The sequence below is a fragment of the Christiangramia qingdaonensis genome (assembly GCF_048381525.1).
Lineage (GTDB): Bacteria > Bacteroidota > Bacteroidia > Flavobacteriales > Flavobacteriaceae > Christiangramia.
The window spans coordinates 68018-90806 of sequence record NZ_JBLWIM010000015.1 but is presented as its reverse complement, the minus strand read 5'-3'; the positions used below and the strand labels follow the sequence as shown (position 1 = coordinate 90806).

At 37.6% G+C, this 22789-nt stretch carries 24 protein-coding genes; 1 reads left to right on the top strand and 23 read right to left on the bottom strand.

Going from position 1 to position 22789, the window contains the following annotated elements; translation table 11 throughout:
• Nucleotides 1-9: 9 nt before the first annotated feature.
• Nucleotides 10-693 (bottom strand): response regulator transcription factor, encoded by a 684-nt coding sequence (locus tag ACNI3T_RS11745; protein ID WP_418227971.1) that lies wholly within the window; start codon nt 691-693, stop codon nt 10-12.
• The gene (locus tag ACNI3T_RS11740; protein WP_418227970.1) at nt 683-2254 is read right to left on the bottom strand and encodes a sensor histidine kinase; all 1572 of its coding nucleotides are present in this window, start codon (nt 2252-2254) and stop codon (nt 683-685) included. The genes ACNI3T_RS11745 and ACNI3T_RS11740 overlap by 11 nt, the downstream gene beginning before the upstream one ends.
• Nucleotides 2255-2379: 125 nt before the next feature.
• Between ACNI3T_RS11740 and ACNI3T_RS11735 the strand changes: the two genes are divergently transcribed.
• The gene (locus ACNI3T_RS11735; protein WP_418227969.1) at nt 2380-2778 is read left to right on the top strand and encodes a hypothetical protein; all 399 of its coding nucleotides are present in this window, start codon (nt 2380-2382) and stop codon (nt 2776-2778) included.
• Nucleotides 2779-2839: 61 nt separating this feature from the next.
• On the opposite strand, the gene hisIE is transcribed toward ACNI3T_RS11735, so the two are convergent.
• The 21 genes from hisIE to lpxD form a co-directional block, all read right to left on the bottom strand.
• Nucleotides 2840-3463, bottom strand: coding sequence for a bifunctional phosphoribosyl-AMP cyclohydrolase/phosphoribosyl-ATP diphosphatase HisIE (gene hisIE, locus ACNI3T_RS11730; RefSeq protein WP_418227968.1), 624 nt, complete (start codon nt 3461-3463; stop codon nt 2840-2842).
• Nucleotides 3464-3467: 4 nt separating this feature from the next.
• Nucleotides 3468-4223, bottom strand: a complete 756-nt coding sequence (hisF, locus tag ACNI3T_RS11725; protein ID WP_418227967.1) for an imidazole glycerol phosphate synthase subunit HisF — start codon at nt 4221-4223, stop codon at nt 3468-3470.
• Nucleotides 4224-4274: 51 nt separating this feature from the next.
• Nucleotides 4275-5003 (bottom strand): 1-(5-phosphoribosyl)-5-[(5-phosphoribosylamino)methylideneamino]imidazole-4-carboxamide isomerase, encoded by a 729-nt coding sequence (gene hisA / locus ACNI3T_RS11720; RefSeq protein WP_418227966.1) that lies wholly within the window; start codon nt 5001-5003, stop codon nt 4275-4277.
• 1 nt (nt 5004) lies between these two features.
• Nucleotides 5005-5586, bottom strand: coding sequence for an imidazole glycerol phosphate synthase subunit HisH (gene hisH / locus ACNI3T_RS11715; RefSeq protein WP_418227965.1), 582 nt, complete (start codon nt 5584-5586; stop codon nt 5005-5007).
• Entirely contained in the window at nt 5586-6725 is a 1140-nt protein-coding gene (gene hisB / locus ACNI3T_RS11710) for a bifunctional histidinol-phosphatase/imidazoleglycerol-phosphate dehydratase HisB (RefSeq protein ID WP_418227964.1), read from the bottom strand. Before hisB ends, hisH begins: the two co-directional genes overlap by 1 nt.
• Nucleotides 6722-7768, bottom strand: coding sequence for a histidinol-phosphate transaminase (gene hisC / locus ACNI3T_RS11705; protein WP_418227963.1), 1047 nt, complete (start codon nt 7766-7768; stop codon nt 6722-6724). The genes hisB and hisC overlap by 4 nt, the downstream gene beginning before the upstream one ends.
• Nucleotides 7768-9054 carry a histidinol dehydrogenase gene (hisD, locus tag ACNI3T_RS11700; RefSeq protein ID WP_418227962.1) on the bottom strand — a complete coding sequence of 429 codons (1287 nt, stop codon included), beginning with the start codon at nt 9052-9054 and terminating at the stop codon, nt 7768-7770. Before hisD ends, hisC begins: the two co-directional genes overlap by 1 nt.
• Before the next feature lie 9 nt (nt 9055-9063).
• A complete protein-coding gene (gene hisG / locus ACNI3T_RS11695; protein WP_418227961.1) occupies nt 9064-9927 on the bottom strand; it encodes an ATP phosphoribosyltransferase in 864 nt (287 codons plus the stop codon).
• Between the two features lie 210 nt (nt 9928-10137).
• Complete coding sequence (locus ACNI3T_RS11690) at nt 10138-10953, bottom strand: prohibitin family protein (RefSeq protein ID WP_418227960.1); 816 nt, start codon at nt 10951-10953, stop codon at nt 10138-10140.
• 14 nt (nt 10954-10967) lie between these two features.
• Nucleotides 10968-13004: a hypothetical protein gene (locus ACNI3T_RS11685; RefSeq protein WP_418227959.1), complete on the bottom strand. Its 2037-nt coding sequence runs from the start codon at nt 13002-13004 to the stop codon at nt 10968-10970.
• A 98-nt stretch (nt 13005-13102) separates the two neighbouring features.
• Complete coding sequence (locus ACNI3T_RS11680) at nt 13103-13303, bottom strand: hypothetical protein (RefSeq protein ID WP_418227958.1); 201 nt, start codon at nt 13301-13303, stop codon at nt 13103-13105.
• Nucleotides 13304-13315: 12 nt separating this feature from the next.
• A complete protein-coding gene (gene fabG / locus ACNI3T_RS11675) occupies nt 13316-14062 on the bottom strand; it encodes a 3-oxoacyl-[acyl-carrier-protein] reductase (RefSeq protein ID WP_026916300.1) in 747 nt (248 codons plus the stop codon).
• Nucleotides 14063-14172: 110 nt separating this feature from the next.
• The gene (sucD, locus tag ACNI3T_RS11670) at nt 14173-15048 is read right to left on the bottom strand and encodes a succinate--CoA ligase subunit alpha (RefSeq protein ID WP_141877647.1); all 876 of its coding nucleotides are present in this window, start codon (nt 15046-15048) and stop codon (nt 14173-14175) included.
• Between the two features lie 151 nt (nt 15049-15199).
• Nucleotides 15200-17188 (bottom strand): M56 family metallopeptidase, encoded by a 1989-nt coding sequence (locus ACNI3T_RS11665; RefSeq protein WP_418227957.1) that lies wholly within the window; start codon nt 17186-17188, stop codon nt 15200-15202.
• Between the two features lies 1 nt (nt 17189).
• Complete coding sequence (locus tag ACNI3T_RS11660) at nt 17190-17555, bottom strand: BlaI/MecI/CopY family transcriptional regulator (protein WP_418227956.1); 366 nt, start codon at nt 17553-17555, stop codon at nt 17190-17192.
• A 106-nt stretch (nt 17556-17661) separates the two neighbouring features.
• Nucleotides 17662-18057 carry a nuclear transport factor 2 family protein gene (locus ACNI3T_RS11655; protein WP_418227955.1) on the bottom strand — a complete coding sequence of 132 codons (396 nt, stop codon included), beginning with the start codon at nt 18055-18057 and terminating at the stop codon, nt 17662-17664.
• 5 nt (nt 18058-18062) lie between these two features.
• Nucleotides 18063-18992 carry a UDP-3-O-(3-hydroxymyristoyl)glucosamine N-acyltransferase gene (locus ACNI3T_RS11650; protein ID WP_418227954.1) on the bottom strand — a complete coding sequence of 310 codons (930 nt, stop codon included), beginning with the start codon at nt 18990-18992 and terminating at the stop codon, nt 18063-18065.
• Nucleotides 18993-18995: 3 nt separating this feature from the next.
• On the bottom strand, nt 18996-19562 hold the full coding sequence (gene efp / locus ACNI3T_RS11645; protein ID WP_298247039.1) for an elongation factor P: 567 nt from the start codon (nt 19560-19562) through the stop codon (nt 18996-18998).
• A gap of 6 nt (nt 19563-19568) precedes the next feature.
• Complete coding sequence (gene lpxA, locus ACNI3T_RS11640; RefSeq protein ID WP_141877641.1) at nt 19569-20354, bottom strand: acyl-ACP--UDP-N-acetylglucosamine O-acyltransferase; 786 nt, start codon at nt 20352-20354, stop codon at nt 19569-19571.
• A gap of 5 nt (nt 20355-20359) precedes the next feature.
• Entirely contained in the window at nt 20360-21757 is a 1398-nt protein-coding gene (locus tag ACNI3T_RS11635; protein ID WP_418227953.1) for a bifunctional UDP-3-O-[3-hydroxymyristoyl] N-acetylglucosamine deacetylase/3-hydroxyacyl-ACP dehydratase, read from the bottom strand.
• Nucleotides 21750-22775 carry a UDP-3-O-(3-hydroxymyristoyl)glucosamine N-acyltransferase gene (gene lpxD / locus ACNI3T_RS11630; RefSeq protein WP_141877639.1) on the bottom strand — a complete coding sequence of 342 codons (1026 nt, stop codon included), beginning with the start codon at nt 22773-22775 and terminating at the stop codon, nt 21750-21752. The genes ACNI3T_RS11635 and lpxD overlap by 8 nt, the downstream gene beginning before the upstream one ends.
• Nucleotides 22776-22789 lie beyond the last annotated feature (14 nt).

Sequence of the window (22789 nt, the reverse complement as noted above, 5' to 3'; positions counted from 1 at the left end):
AAGGATTTTTTAAAAAGTAAGTTTATACCCAAAGCCTCTAACATTGAGGATCTGTATCGACTCATCTTTTTTAAGCTTTTTTCGTAACTTGGTAATAAATACATCCATACTCCGAGCAGTAAAAAAATCATCATGTCCCCATAACTTTTCAAGAATATAGGTTCGATCAAGAACTTTATTGCGATTTTTATAAAGATTAAATAATAGATGTGCTTCCCTATGAGTAAGTCTTACCTCCTCTTCATTCATATACTTTAGAATCTGCTTTGGGAAATCAAAGGTATAAGTTCCTATTTCAATTTTTTCCGAATTCTTCTGTACCTTCTTCCTTGATAGAAGATTATTGATCCTAACGATCAATTCTTCCATGCTAAATGGTTTTTTCAGGTAATCATTCCCACCAATTGAGAATCCTTCTACTACATCCTTAGTTTGAGACTTTGCCGTAAGAAATATAATCGGGATCGTATCATCAAAATTTCTGATCTCTTTCGCAAGTGTAAATCCATCCTTCTTAGGCATCATTACATCCAGCACCAACAAATCTGGTTTGTCATTTTTAAAAGCCTGTAAAGCTATCTCGCCATTTTCGTAGTGTTGTACCTTGAAATTCCTGCTTTCAAGACTCTCCTTTGTAATATAAGCCAGGGAAGTCTCATCTTCGGCAAGTAATATCTTGATTTTATTTTCCATCAGGTAAGTTTATTTTAAAACTGGTTCCATTTTTCTGCAATTTTACTTCAATAGTTCCACCATGTTTTTCAATAACCTTTTTCGTATAATATAGACCGATTCCAAATCCTTTAACATCATGTATATCTCCTTTAGGCACCCTGTAAAACTTATCAAAGATCAAATCAAGATCTTTCTGCTTTAATCCAGTACCATTATCAAAAACTTCAATATTAATGTAATCTGCATTTTTGTTGAGCACAACATGAATTATATCACCACCATATTTAACTGCATTATCAATCAAATTATTCATCGCATTCTCAAGGTGAAAAGGGTCCCCAATGAAATGAATCACTCCAGAAATATTTCTTCGCTCAAGGGTTTTCTCCTTAAGATGCATTCTATGGTTATCAACACAGTTTTGAATTAATCGCGTCAGATCAATTTTCTCAGCCTGGAATTGCAAATTGTCTTTATCCAGACTGGCAGTTTCCAATAATTTCTCTACCATAAGATTTAGCTTTCGAAGTTGAACTTCAGAAATATCCAGGTAGTTTCTGGTCTTCTCCTTATTCTTTAACGCATCAAAATGCTTCATTCCTTCAACTGCCGCAGAGACCGTGGCAATAGGTGTTTTAAATTCATGAGTGATATTGCTGATAAGGTCATTCTTCATTTCAGCAAGCTGTTTTTGATTATTTATGATCTTCAGTAGATAAAAGAGAATACCTATAACTCCCAATATCAATACTACTGAAATAAAAATACCAGTTAAACTTCTTAAAAAAACTTCCTGGTTGGGATTGTCAAAATAGATTAGTAAAGAAGTGCCCTTAGGAAGAAAAGAAGATTCAGACCGTGATTCGAGTTCAGCATTTTCAACTATACTCTCATTAAAAAATGAACTTGTACTGTCTTTTTTTATAAACTCCAATCCGTAAGAAGATTTAATATTTTTGCGAGCTAGCTCTTTTTTGACAATTGTATCAAACACTTTAAGTGGAATAGAATCTGAAGTGTAGGTGATGATGATTTGCGAGGTTAGAAAATCAATATCCAGCGCTGACTTTATATTTGAAGTGTCTTCATCCATAGCTTTTAAGTCTTCCATTGTAACTTCAGGAATTCTTAAATTAGTAGAACCTTTTTCAATACCATCCTCGTTATATTTAGTGTTATCAACATTGAACCCAGCTCCCGAATTTTTCAGTTCCAGAGCCCGCTTTGCAGAATCTGCTTGCTTCCCCTGGTAGATCTTTACCTTATCTGAGGATAAATTTTCAACAGAATCAATTCCCGCAATACTGTTACTTCTGTCTATTCTTTTGGTAATGCTGTCTAGAGTTCCATCTTCAAAAATATCAAACCCCTCATTTGGCTCAAGTGCCAATGTGTTTTTTTCAGCTTCATTAGTGAAATATGTATTCACAGCATTATCAAGGCTTACCTGAACATCATTCACTAATTGAATTTTATTATTCTGATAATTTAATACATTCCAATATATCTGAATGCTTATCACTACAGTGATTATTCCGATAATGGCATATATAGCATACTTATATCTCTGCGCGTTCATAAGTCAAATTTAATTTTTTTAAAAGACTAAATACGAATCTGTTAACACTCGATAACACTAGTTAACCAGCATTAAAGGAAATGATGCTGAAGTTTGTATCAGTAAAAATCATTAAAACTTAAATTATGAAAACTTTATTCTTTGTTATCGCACTTGGATTTTCAACTCTAATGGTTGGTCAAAAATCAGAAAAAACGAACAGTACTGCTTCTTCAATTAACTACGTAGAAAGTACAGAAGTAGAAAAGATGAACTTGAGCAACTTGAAAATTGCTGTTTCTATGGAAAGTCTAAAAGAACTTAAGGAATTTGAAGTGGAAAATCTAAGAGAGATTTTTGACGAAATGAAACCAGACGAAAAAATTGAATTTAGTTTAAAATATATTTATCCAGAAAAGGTAAATAATGTAGAAATGACTCGTTCTTTCAGCTATAAATTAGAAGGAAATAGCAATAAAATCGATGATTTAATAACGAGTATTAGTGAAATTCAGAAAATAGCTATTAGGGTTGCGAGTAAGTAATATTCGTACATGAACTTAAAAATGGGATTTGAAATGAGTCTTTTTCAAATCCCATTTTTAACTATTTATGTCTTTGCTTTAAAGTCATTACAATATCCTCAAGTCCATAACCTTTGGCTTTGAGTAAGATCATATAATGAAACAACAGATCTGCGCTTTCATTCAGGAAAAGCTCTTCGTCATTATCCTTGGCTTCAATAACCACTTCTACAGCTTCTTCACCAACCTTTTGTGCGATCTTATTGAGCCCTTTATCGAACAATGAAACCACATAACTATTCTCATTTTCCTGCCTGTTTTCCTTAGGTGTCTCACTCAGTTTCTTCCTGCTGGCTATAATTCCTTCCAATTCTGAAAGAAAACCATATTCGGTAGCGTTTTCCTCAGCCCAGCAAGTATCTGTTCCTTTATGGCAAACTGGTCCTTCAGGGCGAACTTTGATTAGTAAAGTATCTTTATCACAATCAAGTTTTATAGAAACCAGGTTCAGAAAATTTCCGCTTTCCTCACCTTTGGTCCAGAGTCTCTGTTTGGTTCTACTGAAGAAGGTTACTTTTTTGGATTCGTTGGTTTTCAGGTATGCTTCCTCATTCATATAGCCAAGCATCAAAACCTTTCCAGTATCCTGATCCTGAATGATCGCAGGAACGAGTCCGTCGTTATTTTTATTAAAATCGATATCCATAATATTATATTCTTACCGGAATTCCGGAATTTTTAAGACTGTTTTTTAGATCTGAAATTTCAATTTCTTTAAAGTGAAAAACGCTTGCAGCCAGAGCGGCATCTGCTTTACCTTCCTTAAAGGTATCTTCAAAATGCTGAATATTTCCTGCACCTCCAGAGGCAATGATCGGAATATTCAATTCTTCTGAAAGTCTGGCTAATGCTTCATTCGCAAAACCATTCTTTGTACCATCGTGATCCATGGAAGTGAACAGGATCTCTCCAGCCCCACGGCTTTCTACTTCCTTAGCCCATTCAAAAAGATCCAGTTCTGTTGGAACCTTTCCTCCAACCAGGTGAACCGTCCATTTGCCATCAATATTTTTAGCGTCTATAGCAACCACAACACACTGACTCCCAAATTTTTCTGATAATTGATTAATAAGATCAGGATTCTTTACTGCGGAAGAGTTTATAGACACCTTATCTGCACCATTCTTCAGAAGTATGTCTACATCTTCTACGGAAGAAATTCCGCCACCAACAGTAAATGGAATATTTAGCTGCTCTGCAACATTAAGAACAAGTTTCGCCAGCGTTCTTCGTTTTTCTTCAGTAGCTGAAATATCCAGGAATACTAATTCGTCTGCACCTTTTTCAGCATAAGCAGCGGCCAGTTCTACAGGATCACCAGCATCACGCAAGTCAATAAAATTGACGCCCTTTACCGTTCGGCCATTTTTAATATCCAGACAGGGAATTATTCTTTTTGTAAGCACAGGTCTTAAATTTCAAGGTTTTTGAGTAGTTCTTAGTTAAGTGGTCTACTCCTATTCGTTTTCTAAAATATAATTTTCAAGTTGTTTCAGACTAATACGATTCTCATAGATCGCTTTTCCTATGATCACGCCTTCGCAACCAAGTTCCAGCAGTTTCGGAAGTTCATCGAAATGAGATATTCCACCAGAAGCGATCAATTTAATATCTTTAGTTTCGTCCAGAATATCAGCATAAAGATCAAAAGATGGACCTTCAAGCATACCGTCCTTGCTAATATCTGTACAGATCACATATTTGATACCTTCAGTTTCGAAGTTCTGAATAAATGGAATCACCTCCTGTTTGGATTCTTCCAGCCAACCTGAAACCGCGATCTTTTTGTTCCTGGCATCTGCTCCAAGAATGATCTGTTCAGCTCCAAATTTGGTAAGCCATGACTTAAAAATCTCCGGATCTTTTACCGCGATACTCCCACCGGTAATCTGGTTCGCACCACATTCAAAAGCGATCTCCAGATCCTTATCTGTTTTGAGTCCGCCACCGAAATCCACTTTTAAAGAAGTTTTTGAGGCGATGGATTCCAATATTTTATGGTTGACGATATGACTGGATTTAGCTCCATCGAGATCTACCAGGTGAAGATATTTGATTCCATGAGCTTCAAAGGATTTTGCCACTTCCAGAGGATCCTCATTGTATATTTTCTTTGTGTTGTAATCTCCTTTAGAGAGTCTTACACATTTGCCGTCGATAATATCGATCGCAGGGATAATTCGCATACTATAAATTCAAAAAGTTCTTTAATATCTGTTCTCCGGTTTTACTGCTCTTTTCAGGATGGAATTGTACACCGTAAAAATTATTCCTGTTTAAAGCAGTGGAATAATCGACACCGTAATTCGTTCTGGCAATTTCATCGCTGCATTCCGGAACATAGAAACTATGCACCAGGTAAACATATTCTTCTGCAGAAACATTTTCAAAAAGTTTACCTTCCAATTCGGTAATGGTATTCCAACCAATTTGAGGCACCTTTAGATCTGCGTTAAATTTCTTCACTTCAGCATCGAAGATACCTAATCCCGCAGTATTTCCTTCTTCCGAAGATTTACACATCAACTGCATTCCCAGGCAAATTCCAAGTACCGGTTGTTTCAAATCTGGAATGAGCTTGTCTAAACCAGTGGATCGCAACATTCGCATAGCGCTACCAGCTTCTCCAACCCCAGGAAAAATAACTTTATCAGCATTTTGAATTTCTTCGGCATTACTGGAAAGAACAGCTTCAAAACCCAATCTTTGAACAGCAAATTTTATAGACTGGATATTTCCTGCCCCATAATCGATAATCGCAATTTTCATTATAGCATTCCTTTTGTAGATGGAAGGATCATTTTTTCTGTATCTCGTTTAACCGACATTTTTATCGCCTTGGCAAAAGCTTTAAATATCGCCTCGATCTTATGATGCTCGTTAGCCCCATCAGCTTTGATATTTAAATTAGCTCTGGCACCATCTGTAAAGGACTTAAAGAAGTGAAAGAACATTTCCGTAGGCATTTTACCAATAATTTCACGTTTGAACTCTGCTTCCCAAACCAGCCAGTTTCTACCACCAAAATCAATAGCAACCTGGGCAAGACAATCGTCCATTGGTAAACAGAAGCCATATCGTTCCGTTCCGAGCTTATTTCCAAGTGCTTTATTGAACACTTCACCCAGGGCAATGGCTGTATCCTCGATGGTGTGGTGTTCATCCACTTCCAGATCACCCTTTACCTGGATTGTAAGGTCCATTTGTCCATGCCTGGCTAGTTGATCCAGCATATGATCAAAAAAGTCGATACCTGTACTAATATCGCTTTTCCCGGTACCATCCAGGTTTAGATCGATCTTAATATCTGTTTCATTCGTTTTTCTCTCGATTCCGGCTGTACGATCTTTAAGTTTTAAAAATTCATAGATCTCCTTCCAGGAAGCGGTTTTTAAAGCAATATGCTGACGTACTTCTTCTTCATCCTTCGAAATTTCATCTGCAGCCAGAGCTTCATGCGTATCTATAAAGATGCCTTTTCCTCCAAAGTTCATGGCAAATTCCATATCTGTAAGCCTGTCCCCGATCATAAATGATTTCTGAAGATCATATTCTTTATTGTTTAAATATTTCTCTTCCAGCAATCCGGTATTGGGTTTGCGGGTCTTCGCATTGTCTTTAGCAAACGTGCGATCTATCAACTGTTCTGAAAATTTTACGCCTTCACTTTCAAAAGTTCTTATAATAAAATTTTGATAAGGCCAGAAATCTGATTCAGGGAAACTGTCGGTTCCAAGTCCGTCCTGATTGGTGACCATCACCAGTTCATAATCCAGTTCTTTAGCTATTTTATTCAGGTAAGTGATCGCCTGGGGATAAAAAACAAGCTTATCGATACTATCAATCTGGTAATCTTCAGGTTCGTGGATAAGAGTTCCATCCCGATCTATAAACAATACTTTTTTCATGATTCTAATTCTTTGAAGGCCTTGAGTAAATTCTGATTTTCTAATGCGGTTCCTACTGTAATTCGAAGACAATTTTCGCAAAGAGGCTGCTTGCTTCTATTCCTAACGACAATACCTTTACCGATCAATTCCATATATTTTTGATCTGCATCATCCACTTTTATAAGTAGAAAATTGGCATCTGAAGGGTATATTTTGAAAACATATTTTAGTTGAACTAAAGCTTTAGATAAGCGCTCCCTTTCATTCTTAATATCAATGACTTGCTTTTTTATTTCTGAATAATTCTGAAGACCTCTTAAAGCTCTTTGTTGTGTAAGTTCATTTACATTATATGGAGGCTTGATCCTATTCAGAATTTTAATGATCTTTTTAGAAGCGAATAGCATTCCCAACCTGATTCCGGCCATTCCGAAGGCTTTGGAGAAGGTTTGAGTAATGATAAGATTTGGATATGTATCAAGCGATTGAGACCATCCTGCAATGTCTGAAAAGTCTATATATGCTTCGTCGATCACAACCAGACCATTAAAGGATTCTAAAAGTTTCTTTACCAGTTCAGCATTGAAAGAATTTCCAGAAGGATTATTTGGAGAGCACAAAAACAATAATTTAGTATTTGCGTCTACAGCTTCCAGGATCGCTTCCACATCAGGTTCAAATTCTGAAGTTAGCAGCACTTCACGATTTTCAACATTATTAATTTCAGAAAGCACCTTGTACATTCCGTAAGTTGGGGGTAAGCTTATAACATTATCCGTTTCAGGTTCACAGAATGCCCTGAATATGAGATCCAGAACTTCATCACTCCCATTCCCAAGCAACATTTGTTTTTTAGAAACCTGCTTAATTTCTGAGATTTTGGATTTTAAAAGTATTTGCTGTGGATCCGGATATCGATTCAGTCCGTTTTCATATGGATTTTCATTCGCATCCAGAAATATCATCGCCTCGCCATCAGTCTTATATTCATCCCTGGCAGATGAATATGGCAGAAGATTTTTCACGTTATCCCTTACGAGATTATTCAGATCGAAGTTCATTATTGTTTCAGTGATTTTAATCTTAGAGTTACAGCATTTTTATGAGCCTGTAATCCTTCAGCTTCTGCCATTAATTCAATCGCAGGGCCAATATTTTTAATTCCTTCTTCTGTAACTTTCTGATAAGTGATCTGCTTCATAAAACTATCAAGATTCACCCCGCTATATTGTTTTGCATAACCATTGGTTGGTAAAGTGTGATTCGTACCTGAAGCATAATCACCGGCACTTTCCGGAGCATAATTCCCAATAAAAACAGATCCTGCATTCACAATATTTTCCACAAAATAATTCTCATTGGTTGAACATACTATAAAATGCTCTGGTCCATACTCATTAATTAGATCCAACGCTGTCTCTTCAGTTTCTACCAGAATAAGTTTGGAGTTTTCAATCGCCTGCTGTGCAATGGCCTTTCGAGGCAATTCATTAAGCTGCTTCTCTAGTTCATCACTTACCCTATCGAGCATTTTTTCTGAAGTGCTTACCATAATCACCTGACTATCCAATCCATGTTCTGCCTGGCTCAATAGATCTGAAGCAACAAAAGCTGGATTCGCTGAATCATCTGCATACACCAGCAGTTCTGATGGTCCAGCAGGCATATCTATCGCTACCTGGTATCTTGTAGCCAGCTGCTTTGCCACGGTAACAAATTGATTCCCTGGCCCAAAGATCTTATAAACTTTGGGTACAATTTCGGTACCAAAGGTCATTGCTCCAATCGCCTGAATTCCACCAATTTTAAAAACCTGTGTTACTCCGCATAATTTCGCTGTATATAAAACTGCAGGGTTTACGTTTCCATTCTTATCTGGCGGTGTACAGAGTACGATCTCCTCGCAACCGGCAATATTTGCTGGAGTTGCCAGCATCAAAATAGAGGAAAATAAAGGTGCAGTTCCTCCTGGAATATAAAGTCCTACTTTCTGAATCGCCTTTTTTTCCTGCCAGCATTTTACTCCATTCATAGTTTCCACAACAACTCTTTCAGTTCTCTGTGCTGCGTGAAATATTTCGATGTTCTTTTTAGCGAGTGCTATCGCCTCTTTTAATTCCTGAGAAATTTCATCTGAAGCTGCATTCATTTCAGAAGCCGAAACCTTAAACGTATCCAAGTCGATTCCGTCGAAAGCTTGCGTATATTTTCGAACTGCCGTATCTCCTGTAAGCCTGATCTCATCAAAAACTTTGTGCACCGTTTGCTCAATGTCGGCAACCGTTTGAGTTGGACGCTTTAAAATTTCGTTCCACTTAGATCTGTCAGGATTGTTGATCGTATTCATCATTGTAAATTAAAGTACCATAGTTTCTATTGGTGCTACCAGAATTCCTTCAGCACCATTACTTTTCAGTTCATCAAGAACTTCCCAAAACCTATCTTCATTGATCACGGTATGGATCGAACTCCAGCCCTTCTCTGCCAAAGGTAAAACAGTTGGGCTTCTCATCCCGGGAAGCAGGCTAATAATCTTTTCCAAATTATCATCAGGAGCATTCAGTAGAATATACTTTGAAGTTCGCGCATTCAATACAGATTTTAATCTGAATTGCAGTTTTTCAAGTATTTCCTTGCGCTCTTCAGAAATCTTAGGAGAAATCGCTAATACCGCTTCACTCTTCAGCATTACTTCAACCTCCTTAAGTCCATTTTTGAAAAGTGTACTTCCACTGGACACAATATCGCAAATTGCATCTGCAAGCCCAATATTAGGAGCAATTTCAACAGAACCATTAATAATATGAAGATCGGCAGAGATACCTTTCTCCTGCAAATAGTCTTTCACCGTGTTTGGATAGGAAGTGGCGATTTTGAGTCCGTCAAGATCCTTGATATTGTTGTATTTAAAAGACTTAGGAACCGCGAGGGAAACTTTACATTTAGAGAAACCAAGTTTCTCTCCTCTAATAATATCTTTTCCCTTCTCGATAAGCACATTCTCGCCAATAATGGCAACATCTACCACACCGTCCCTCAAATATTGAGGAATATCACCATTACGCAAATACATCACTTCTAATGGAAAATTTCTCGATGATGCTTTTAGCTGCTCTTTCCCATTATCAATGGAAATACCTGCATCTTTTAAAACCTTGATAGAATCTTCAAAAAGTCTTCCTGACTTCTGTACTGCGATTCTTAATTTTTGCTGACTCATAATTTAGTTAATATTAGGAATAAAAAAACCCGCTTGATTTCTCAAACGGGTTATGATATTATAGTTAGTGTTACAACATATCAAATTTACCTCGCTTGAGCGTGGAGTAAAAAATGATGATGATGTACATTAAAATTCTTCATTGTGATGCCAAAGCTAAATAAAAATCTGAATTATAAAACCAGTTTTTTAATTTTTAATATTTGTTTATTAATTGTCACCAAGAATAATAGGCATTCCACCTTCACCAGATCCAATGACAACCACTTTACTATTTGGTGATTTTGCCAGTTCTACGGTAGCCTGAATTCCTTTCTCCTGTAACACCTTATCTGTAAGTGATTCACTAAGAATACGGTTTGCGCGCGCTTTACCTTCAGCATCAATTCTTTGTCTCTCAGCTTCCTGTTCTGCTTTTGAAAGTCGGAATTCGTACTCAAGCGATTCCTGTTCCTGTCTAAGTTTGCGTTCGATCGCATCTTTGATCGTAGACGGTAAGGAAACATCTCTTACTAAAACCTCATTTACCTGAACATATTGATCTTCCAGAAGCAGGTTTGTTTCGTCGAAGATTTCCTTCTGAATTGCTTCACGCTTACTGGCATAAAGTTGCTCCGGATTGTAACGTCCTACCACAGCTCTGGTTGCAGATCTTATCGCTGGCTGAAGTAAACGTTGAATGTAAGCCTCTCCTTTTTCCTGGTGTAATTTACCAAGAGCTTCATATTCTGGCTGAAACCATACGGAAGCATCCAGGCTAATTTCCAGACCGTTTGAAGATAATACAGTCATTTCTTCATCGATGGATTGTTGACGCACTTCGTAGACAAAGACTTTGTTCCAGGGTGCAACTACGTGAAATCCTTCAGAAAGAGGACTTCCTTCAGTTACAACACCACCTCCAAATGTTTTGTATAGAACCCCGGCTTCTCCGGAATCAATAGTTACAGTAGATTTTGCTAATAAAATTATTACAATGACTAACCCAATAAATAACGGGATACCAATTTTAGGTAATCTTTCCATATAAATTTTTGAACTTAAATTAGACCCTTATATTTTCGGTAAAACCATTCCAGGGCAAGGGCAAATACAACAAGAAATAGCAGGTAGTACCAGTCTATCAAAGGTACGGTTTTTTGTTCGCTTTTAAGAACTGGCCTGTGACTATCATTCTTCAACAAATAGTCTTCAAAGGTTTTAAACTGATCTTCGTAAAAAACAGTTGAATTATTGTTCGTGGCCAGGAATTGCATGGATGCCAGGTTTGCTGTTTGCTGTTGCTCTTCCGCATTATAATCGAGCACGTTGAAAGCTCCATTTTTTCGCAGATTCGTATTTTCAGCCTGTAATTTATAAGTGTAATTCCCAGGTGCAAGATTCCCGATCTCTGCCACATATTTCAGGTTCCTGACTACAAGGCTAGTTTTTAAAACAGTATTTCCCAGACTATCCGAAATACTGATATTAATATTAGCTCCGGAATCGAAGCTGTAATTTTCATCGTAATAAGCAGCACTTATTTCTATAAGTTCATTCTCCAGAAATGATTGCGGATGCTCTACGATTAATCTTTCATTAGATTTCACAGCACTTAAATTCTGTACCAAATCACTAATAAACCCATTGAACTGCTCGAAATTCTGATCTTTTCGAAAACTTGCCGCTCTCCAACGCCAAATATTTTCACCCGTAAGCAAACCGATTTTTGGTTTGGTTCTGGAAACGGCAAGAAGCGGACTATCAGTTTCGACTCCCTGAATTTTCTGGTATAACTGTACTGCGTAACGATTAGCATCGACCTCAGTTTTACCGAATGCGATTTGTAGAGGCGGTAGATCTTCGTATGCCAAATGTTTTGGTTGATAAATGGTGAAATTGTCGTTCTTTACAGCAAAAACATCTTGTTCCTGATCGATGCTGTTTTTGGAGAACCCTAATTGGAATTCGTTCAGAAATTGCCAGTCGGTCTCGGGTCCTGTAATGAATAACTTACCTGCCTCAAGACCAGAAATTGACTCCAAATTTTTCTGAAAGTTTTGGTTTACATTGTACAGTACAAATAACTGTATATCAGATATTTCATTATTATTAAAATCAGGAATATATTGTATCTCAACCTTACGTTGTGAGTTCGATTCTATAGCAGCCTTCAAAGCTCCCAGATCTGGATGAGGACCTGGACTTAGAATCATTATCTTAGAACTTTCGTCTATAATTTCGACGGAGAAGTTTTCAGTATTATTTCGGAAATTCTTCTCATCTGGTAATTTGCTCAGCCTGGCCGTATAGTTTTTGAGTCCGATACTTTTAGCTTCCAGTTCAGCATTTATTATCAATGATCTATTCTTTTCAGAAAATTCTATATCCTTCTGAAAGATAACTTTTCCAGAGTTCAGGATCTGCAACTTTGTAGTACGTTCATTAGATCCAGAATAGTTCAGGAAAACTTCAACAGGAAATTTATTATTCAGGAAGGCATACCTGTTTACATTGATGCGCTGAATAGCTACATCTTCAAAACTACTCGTATCGCCAACGATTATTGGTAGTATTTCAGTAGTTCCAGAAGATTTATAATATCGAAAGTCTCTGCCGGTATTTTGATTTCCATCACTAAGTAAAACAAGTACACCTTTGCTGTTATTCATTAGCTCTTCAGCCTGTTTCAAAGACTGCTGAATATTGGTGAGGTCTTCACTGAAGTAAGAAGTACTATCTGATGTTATAAGTTCCTCTCCGAAGTTGTAATTGATAATTTCGAATTTATTATTTAATTTTTCTGAAGAGAGAATCTTGTTTTGAAAATTCTGAACCACAGAATCCTTCTGCAGAATTTTAATGGACTCTGAAGCATCGGATAATATTATCAGTTTCTCTTTCACCCGGAAGCTTTCATTGTGAGTGATCTTGGGATTCACGAGTAGTAAAAGAATCAGCAATATAGAAAAACTACGAAGTCCGAAAAGTGCAAAATTCCCGAAACTTTTCGTGTTTTTATATAGATTCAGGTAAAAAGAAAACCCCAGAGCTATTAAAAGCGCCAGGGTTATCAATAATATTATTTGAATGTTCATTAATTCACGTTGGTATAGTGAAAATACGAATTATAGACTGATTACAAATTCTGTAAGCCACAAAGCTCGATTAATTTTAAACCTTGAGTTTCATACACTTAATTAGCAGATCTTCTTCTAAAATTTAATTCACTCCATTTAAACGGAATAAATTTCAGAAGAAAGGCCAACCCCACTCCCATCAATGCTCCCGAAAGAGTCTGAAGTAGAGAATCCTGAGGCAACAAATATGTGGCGATTCCAGATAAGACCATGATCGCAAGTCCTTTCCATTGACTCCAATTAAATATTAGATTCACAGGAATATTCAATTAAGTATGCATTCCGCCATCAACATGGATCACCTGTCCCGTCACGTAAGAACTCAAATCACTACCAAGATACACACACGTATTCGCGATATCTTCAGGCTTTCCACCACGTTTTAAAGGAATAGAATCTCTCCAGCCCTGTACTGTTTTCTCATCAAGCTTTTCGGTCATTTCGGTTTCGATGAAACCTGGAGCTACTACGTTTGTTCTAATATTTCTGGAACCAAGTTCCTGAGCCATCGATTTTGAGAATCCAATGATCCCGGCTTTAGACGCTGCGTAGTTTGATTGTCCGGCATTTCCGGTCACCCCTACTACAGAACTCATATTAATGATACTACCAGAACGTTGCTTAAGCATGGTTCTTTGTACGGCTTTGGTCATATTAAATATAGACTTCAGGTTAACCTCGATCACCTTGTCAAAATCTGCTTCGCTCATTCGCATTAAAAGGTTATCCTTTGTAATACCAGCGTTGTTGATCACGATGTCTATAGATCCAAATTCAGCATTTACATCATCGATTAATTTCTGTGCTTCTTCGAAACTGGCAGCATTAGATTGGTAGGCTTTAGCTTTTACACCTTTAGCTTCTAATTCTTTTGCAAGATCTTCAGCAGACTGTGCCGAAGAATTATAGGTGAATGCGACATTGGCTCCATGCTCGGCAAAAACCTGAGCGATTCCTTTTCCAATACCTCTACTACCACCTGTGATGATGGCATTCTTTCCTTGTAGTAATTTCATATAACTTGATCTTGGTTAATTGTCTTTCCAAATATAGCAAAAGCCCAAGGCTTTGCATAAAAAAACCCTTCTTAGAGTATAAGAAGGGTTTTAAATTATTTAGGGTTTGCTTATCCTTTTAGAACTTCAGCAACTTTCATCCCTATTTCAGCAGGAGAATCAACCACGTGGATTCCATTCTCTCTTAAAATTTTCTTTTTAGCCTGAGCAGTGTCTTCACTTCCTCCAACGATCGCACCAGCATGTCCCATTGTACGTCCAGCAGGAGCAGTTTCTCCAGCGATAAATCCAACAACTGGCTTTCTGTTACCGTTTTGTTTTACCCACTGTGCAGCATCAGCCTCAAGCTGACCTCCAATTTCACCGATCATTACGATACACTCAGTTTCATCATCGTTCATCAACAATTCTACAGCTTCTTTCGTAGTAGTTCCAATTATTGGATCCCCACCAATACCAATTGCAGTAGTGATACCAAGACCTTGTTTTACAACCTGATCTGCAGCTTCATAGGTAAGCGTACCAGATTTAGAAACAATTCCAACTTTTCCTTTTTTGAAAACGAAACCTGGCATGATACCAACTTTAGCTTCTCCCGGAGTGATCACACCTGGACAGTTAGGTCCAATTAATCTACAATCACGGTCTTTAATATAATCTGAAGCCTTTACCATGTCTGCTACAGGTATTCCTTCAGTAATAGTAATAATCACTTTAATTCCTGCATCGGCAGCTTCCATAATGGCATCTGCAGCGAAAGCTGGTGGTACGAAAATGATAGAAACATCTGCTCCAACCTGCTCTACAGCTTCAGAAACTGTATTAAAAACTGGCTTGTCAAGATGCTTTTGTCCTCCTTTACCAGGAGTAACTCCACCAACTACATTTGTACCGTATTCTATCATTTGTTCAGCATGGAAAGTACCTTCACTACCGGTAAAACCCTGCACGATTACTTTAGAATCTTTATTGACTAAAACGCTCATAAATGTCTTTTAATTTTGGAACACAAAAGTATGTTTTTAAATATAAAACCTAAAGTCATTTTATAGATTATTGCGATAAAAAACCTTAAAGTTGATATAAAATTAACCTGAAATGAAAAATCCCGATGAGTTTGCATCGGGATTTCTAAAATTATCTACTTCCTATAATCTTCATTAAACCATTTGAATCTCCTGTTTGATTAACAACAATCTTCCTATAGTTATTTGATTCTATAATCTTAGTTGCTTTTTTAGCCGATATCTTTCTGCCGTTATAGAAAAAACTTCCACCCTCTGCATTGATCTCTTTGATTGTCTTTAATGGATCTGGAGCGGCTGGCGGTCCTGGAGGATTTGGCACCGCTTTTTGTTTGTTCTTATTCTTAATTTTAGACTTGTTCTTTAGCTTCTTATCTTTAATGTCGTTCTCTTCCTTAGCGTAAATGACCTCTAAGGATTCAGCGGCTACTAACTCTTCCTCAACTGTAACATATTTCCCTGGTTTTGCAGCCTTGTGACTCTTGGGTGGTTTTGGTGGTTTCGGAGCCTTTTGTGGTTTTGCTGATTTAGGCGGTTTTGGTGGCTTTGGAACATGATGATTTTCACCAGGATGCACTGGCGGTGGAGGAGGAAGAATATTATGACCGCTAACCCTGGAGATTCTGCTTTTTCTAAATTCGTTGTTCAATGATTCCATAAACCCAGGCGCAGGGTCAATCACTTGCATTCTAAAATTATAATTTTTTAACTCCTCGTCTGTTTTCCCTTCGGAAAGTTTATCCAGTTTTTCACTTAAATTATCTGGACTCGTTTTCACACCATTAACTCGAAGCAATTTCCCGGTTATTTGTATACTGAAGAGATTGTCCCTATGTGCCCTAAAATCTGAATTTGAGCTTTTGGAGGCTGATTCTCTGCCTTCTATAGCCCGTACAGCTGGTGGCGGAGGTGGTGGTGGCGTTGCGGCTGTGTCTGGAGTGCTTGGAGCTAGAAACTCAGTTCCTGAAATTCTGGATAATTCAGTTTTACGATACTCAGCATTAAGTTTTTCAATAAAACCGGTAGTTGAATTAGCGAAGTCTGCATAAAAATATGGGTTTTTCAACTGCCAGTCGTTCCAGTTCTTAGTAAGCTTATCCAACTCCTCTGCAAAATCATTTAGGGATACAGGCTTGTCATACAAAAGAATATCTTCATTGTTCACTGTGATATAAACCGAATTTTTCTTCTGAAACTCGATCAATTCCGAGTTTTCATCAATTGATAGCACTGGCTTCGCTACAATTTCTTCATTGAAAGTATAGATACAACCACCAAGAATAGGTGCCAAAAGCAGCATTTTCATACTCAGCCTTCTGGCTGAAAGATTTTTTGTCATCATAAGTATTCGTTTTTTGATTAATGAATGATTGATGGGACTTGCCAGAACATTATGATCCTGTCCCCGGCTGTAACCTAAAAGAAGTTCACTATAATCCTTTAGATTTTGATGCTTTGCAAGTACTTGCTCATCTGCTAGAAACTCATGGTTTAATTTGATGGAGTTTTTGATAAATATAAATATAGGATTGAACCAGAAAATCGCATGTACCAATTCAAGAAATAGCAGATCCCAGGAATGTTTTTGATCTACATGTGCTTTTTCATGTGCTATCACCGCTTCTGAAATCTGAGCGTTCTTAAATTCCTTTCTACTGAAAAATATATAATGCAGAAAACTAAAAGGATTGATGGAATTACCAAGCAGTACATAGATATACGGTAATTCTTTTTTAAGCTGACCTGTTCTTATAGTCAACCGCATTTTATTAAGGTTCCAAAAAAACCGAAGTAAAAATGCGATAAAACCAATCAAGTAAATTGCTAGCAAAATCTGACTCCCATATTGTTCTAAAAAACCTGTTCCCTGTCTTTCTGATGAGTTTTCAGATGGTATTACTATCATCGGCGCAGTGTCAACGAACTCTTTCGCAGCAACCTCGTAAGAAATGCTAATAAATGGTAGGATCACTGAAAACAACAGCATGAAGATCAGATAAAAACGCTTTAGCCTGTTGGATTTTTCAGCTTCCAGAAAAAATTTATAGAAGGCAAAAAGAACCAGCAAACATCCCGCAGATTTTAAGATATACTCCCGCATCTCAATCTTTTTTTAATTTCTCATCAATCAGTTTTCTTAATTTCTTCAACTCATCGTCAGTAAGATCTGTTTCTTCAGTAAAGAAAGACGCGAACTGCGATGCAGAGTTATCAAAAAAGGACTTGATCATCCCATTCATTCTTTTAGAGAAATAAGCTTTCTTGCTCACTTTTGGATAATATTCTCTGGACCTGCCTATCTGCTCATAAGCAACGAAATTTTTATCCTGCATTCTTTTAAGCAAAGTTGCAATAGTTGTCGTAGCAGGTTTTGGATCGGGATAAGCTTCGATGAGATCTTTCATAAAAGCTTTCTCCTGTTTCCAGAGCAATTGCATTAATTCTTCTTCAGCATTAGAAAGTAACATAAAACAGATATTGATTCTCTACAAATGTAGAATAATTATTTGATTCTACAAACATAGAATAGTTTAATTATAAAAAAACCCTCTGTAAATCAGAGGGTTTAAAGTTTTATGACCAGGGATCATCATCGATCTCTTCACCTAGCTGACTAACTTGGGTGCCCTTGTATAGTTTTCCATCTTTCAGCTCCCACATAGCGACAAAATGCGCTAGCGGCATTTCTTCTTCGGGGTTTTCTATAGTTCTAACGAAATAGGTAAAATGGATTGCAGCTTCATTCCCATTAGAGATGATCTTTTCAGTCTCAGCCCGCAATGATTCGTATGATTCTGAAATCTCTTTCGTAATCTCAGAAATACCATCCAAATTTAATTTTCTGAATCCTGTAGTACCGTACCATCGTAATTCAACATCTGGATGAAGAAAGGCTTTCAACACTTCTTCATCTTTATAGAAGTTGGATTCATAAAATTTGGTTACAATATCTTTAGTCTCTAGATCCATAAATCTTATTTTAATTTTTTGACAATCTCCGGCAACTGTTTTATCGCCGCATATTCTCTAAGTTTTGTTCGAACTTCACCAAAAGGCGTGCCCCAATAGGTTGTGCCAGGTTCTGTATCTTTTGAAACTCCGCATTGTGCCATAAGAACCGTTCCGGTAGCAATTCGAACATCACTTCTAATTCCAACCTGTCCCCAGATAGTGACATCGTCTTCTACAATCACACAACCAGCTATTCCAATTTGAGATGCTAATAAACAATTTTTTCCGATAACAGTATCATGTCCTATCTGAATTAAATTGTCAAGCTTGGAACCTTCACCAATCGTAGTATCTCCGGTAACGCCGCGATCTATCGAACAATTTGTTCCTATCTCCACACGGTCCTGCACTACTACTCTACCACCGGAAAGTAATTTATCGAATCCTTCTGGTCTCTTTTTATAATAAAAAGCATCACCGCCCAGTACCGTTCCACTATGGATAATCACATGATCCCCAATTACACAATTATCACCAATGGTAACATTTGCGTGGATAAGACAATTCTTACCAATAGTTACATTATTTCCAATAACGGCATTTGGTTGCACGACAGATCCTTCACCTATCTTTGCAGATTCTGCGATAGTAGCATTCAGTTTTTCAAATGGTTTAAAATAGCGTGTAAGCTTATTGAAATCGCGGAAAGGATCTTCAGAAACAAGTAAAGCTTTGCCTTCAGGACAGTCCACTTTTTTATTAATTAGAATAACAGTCGCTGCAGAGTTCAGTGCTTTATCGTAATATTTAGGATGATCTACAAAAACGATATCTCCCGGATTTACTACGTGAATTTCATTCATACCCAGCACAGGAAAATCTGCTTCCCCTACATAGGAACAATCTATAAGATCTGCTATCTGAGAAAGTTTATGTTCTTGAGGGAATTTCATAGATTATTCCTTAATTCTCTCTTTGTAAGTACCTTTTTCGGTTTCGATCTTGATCTTATCACCTTCGTTGATAAAAAGAGGAACATTCACTTCATAACCAGTTTCTACAGTTGCTGGTTTTGTAGCATTTGTAGCGGTATTTCCTTTCAAACCAGGTTCTGTATGCGTAACTTCTAATACTACACTTCCGGGCATTTCTACTGAAAGTGGCATATTATCCTCGGTATTGATAAGAATAGTTACCACTTCACCTTCCTTCAAAAGCTTTGGCATATCCAGAGCATTTTCTGTAAGTCGAATTTGTGTGTAATCTTCAACGTTCATGAAGTGCCAGAATTCGCCATCTTCGTATAAGAACTGATATTTATGAGTTTCAACTCGAATATCTTCGATCTTATGCCCTGCAGAAAATGTATTATCAAGAACTTTTCCTGTAGTAACGCTTTTCAGCTTGGTTCTTACGAAAGCAGGACCTTTTCCTGGTTTTACATGTAGAAATTCAATGATCTTATAAATATCGTGGTTGTAACGAATACATAAACCGTTTCTGATATCACTGGTACTAGCCATAAGTTTTTAGTTTGAACTGAAGTATCCTTTCATGATACCCCTTTGTGAGTTTTTAATAAATTCTAATATTTCGTCCCGCTCTGCAGTTGCCTGCATTTCAGCTTCAATGATTGCGACCGCCTGGGAATTATTGTAGTTCTTCTGGTATAATATTCTATAAATATCCTGAATTTCCCGGATCTTTTCCGTAGAAAAACCTCTTCTTCTAAGTCCGATAGAATTAATTCCTACATAACTTAGAGGTTCTCTACCCGCTTTTACGAATGGCGGGACATCTTTTCTAACCATAGATCCACCGGTAACAAATGCATGTTTTCCAATGCTGCAAAACTGCTGAATTGCCGCCATTCCTGCGAGAACCACATGATCCCCAACGTTTATATGACCTGCAAGGGTACTGTTATTTGAAAAGATACAATTATCCCCTACAATACAATCATGAGCAACGTGGCAATAGGCCATGATCCAGCAATTGTTCCCAATTACCGTCTTCATTCTATCTGTAGTTCCTCTATTTATGGTGACACATTCCCGAATGGTAGTATTATCTCCTATTACAGTTAGCGTATCTTCGTCATTAAATTTCTTGTCCTGAGGCACCGCAGAAATAACTGCGCCTGGAAAAATACTACAATTCTTACCAATACGTGCACCTTCCATGATGCTAACATTGGAACCAATCCAGGTACCTTCTCCAATCACTACATTATTATGTATGGTCGCGAAAGGCTCGATCACCACATTCTTGGCGATCTTTGCTCCCGGATGCACATATGCTAAAGGTTGGTTCATAGTTTTTATTTTGATTTTACAATTTGTGCCATTAGGATGGCTTCCGTCGCTAATTGTCCGTTTACATAGGCATAGCCCTGCATCTGGCAAATTCCACGACGTATAGGAGCCAGCAACTCCAGCTTAAAAATTAGAGTATCCCCAGGCACTACCTGTCTTTTAAACTTCACGTTATCGATCTTCATAAAGAAGGTTAGATAGTTTTCGGGATCCGGAACCGACTTTAAAGCCAAAATTCCACCCGTTTGAGCCATGGCTTCTACCTGTAAAACACCAGGCATGACTGGTTTCCCAGGAAAGTGACCAACAAAGAATGGTTCGTTCATGGTCACATTCTTCATCCCGATTACGTGAGTATCTGTAAGCTCATAGATCTTGTCTACTAAAAGAAACGGAGATCTATGCGGCAACGTATTCATGATATCATTCACATCCATTAGTGGCGGTTGTGAGAGATCGATCTTTGGTACATTGTTCCGTTTTTCAGCCTTGATAACCTTCGCTAATTTTTTAGCAAATTCTGTATTAATATAATGACCAGGTTTAGTAGCAATGATTTTACCTCTAATCCTTGTACCTGCTAAAGCCACATCCCCAATAACATCCAGCAGTTTGTGTCTTGCTGCTTCGTTAGGGTGATGTAATGTTAAGTTGTCCAGAATCCCGTTAGGTTTTACTGAAATATCATCTCTGTCGAAAGCTACTCTTAACTTCTGAAGAGTATCTTCACTAATCTCTTTATCTACGTATACGATCGCATTGTTTAGATCGCCACCTTTAATAAGTCCATGTTCCAGCAAAGTTTCAATTTCATGCAGAAAGCTAAATGTTCTGGAATCGGCAATTTCAGTCTTAAATTCTGAAATATGTTCTATTGAAGCATTCTGAGTACCCAGTACTTTGGTTCCAAAATCTACCATGGTCGTTACCTGATATTCATCTGCAGGCATAAGGATGATTTCAGATCCGGTGTCATCACGATAACAAATAATATCGGTCACCACGAATTCATCTCTGTCTTCTTCCTGTTCTTCAGTACCAGCTTTCTCAAGAGCTTCTACGAAAAATTTGGAAGAACCGTCCATAATTGGTGGTTCCGGAGCATTAAGTTCAATGTATAAGTTATCTATTTCAAGACCTACACAGGCAGCAAGTACATGTTCCGAAGTCTGGATCGTAACACCCTTCTTATCGAGGTTAGTTCCACGTTGGGTATTCACAACGTAGTTGACATCTGCCTCTACTTCAGGAGATCCTTCAAGATCTGTTCTTCTAAAAACATAGCCTGTATTTACAGGTGCTGGTTTAAAAGTTAGCGTTACTTCTTTTCCAGTATGCAGGCCAACGCCTTCAAGAGAAATCTCTTCCCTTATGGTTCTTTGTTTTGAAACCTTATTAGCCATTATTAATCTTTTTTTCCAGTTGGTGAATTAATTTCATTGTTTTCGGTAGGTTTTTGAAATGTATGTAGGACTTATTATAATCACCATAACCAAATGCTGGCGACCCCTGAAGCATTTCATCATCCTTAATATCTCTACCAATACCAGATTGGGCCTGTATTTTCACACGGTCTCCAATCGTTAGATGCCCGGCGATTCCTACCTGTCCTCCAATAAGACAGTTCTTTCCAATCTTTGTAGATCCGGCAACACCAGTTTGTGCAGCAATAGCAGTATTCTCTCCTATTTCTACATTATGTGCGATTTGTATATGATTATCCAGTTTCACACCTTTTTTAATAATCGTAGAACCTAAGGTTGCACGATCTATAGTCGTTCCTGCACCAATGTCCACATGATCCTCAATAATAACATTCCCTATCTGCGGAACCTTACTGTAAGCACCAGTTTCTCCCGGACTAAATCCAAAACCATCAGCACCCACTACCGCGCCACTATGAATGGTTACATCATTTCCTATAATACTTTCAGAATAGATCTTCACTCCGGCAAAAATAGTCGTGTTATCTCCTATCTGCACGTTATCACCTATATAAGCATTCGGATAAATCTTTACATTTTCGCCCAGTTTCACCTGTTCTCCTATATATGCAAAAGCACCCAGGTACAGTCCGTCACCATGAGTAGCAGATTCAGCAATAAAACTAGGATTCTCAATTCCTGACTTATTTAACTTGATCTGGTTATAATATTCAAGTAAGGTTGAAAAAGCCTTGTAGGCATCCTTTACTTTTATCAATGTAGTATTTACCGGTTGCTCAACCTCGAAGTTTTCGTTAACGATCGTAACGCTCGCATTCGTGGTATATAAAAAGCTGTTATATTTAGGATTACTTAGAAAGGTTAGTGAGCCTTCACTCCCCTCTTCTATTTTAGCAAGTTCAGAAACTTCGGCTTCAGGATTTCCCTCCACCTTACCTTCCAATATCTCGGCAATTTGTTTTGCTTTAAATTTCATTCTGGCAAAAGTAA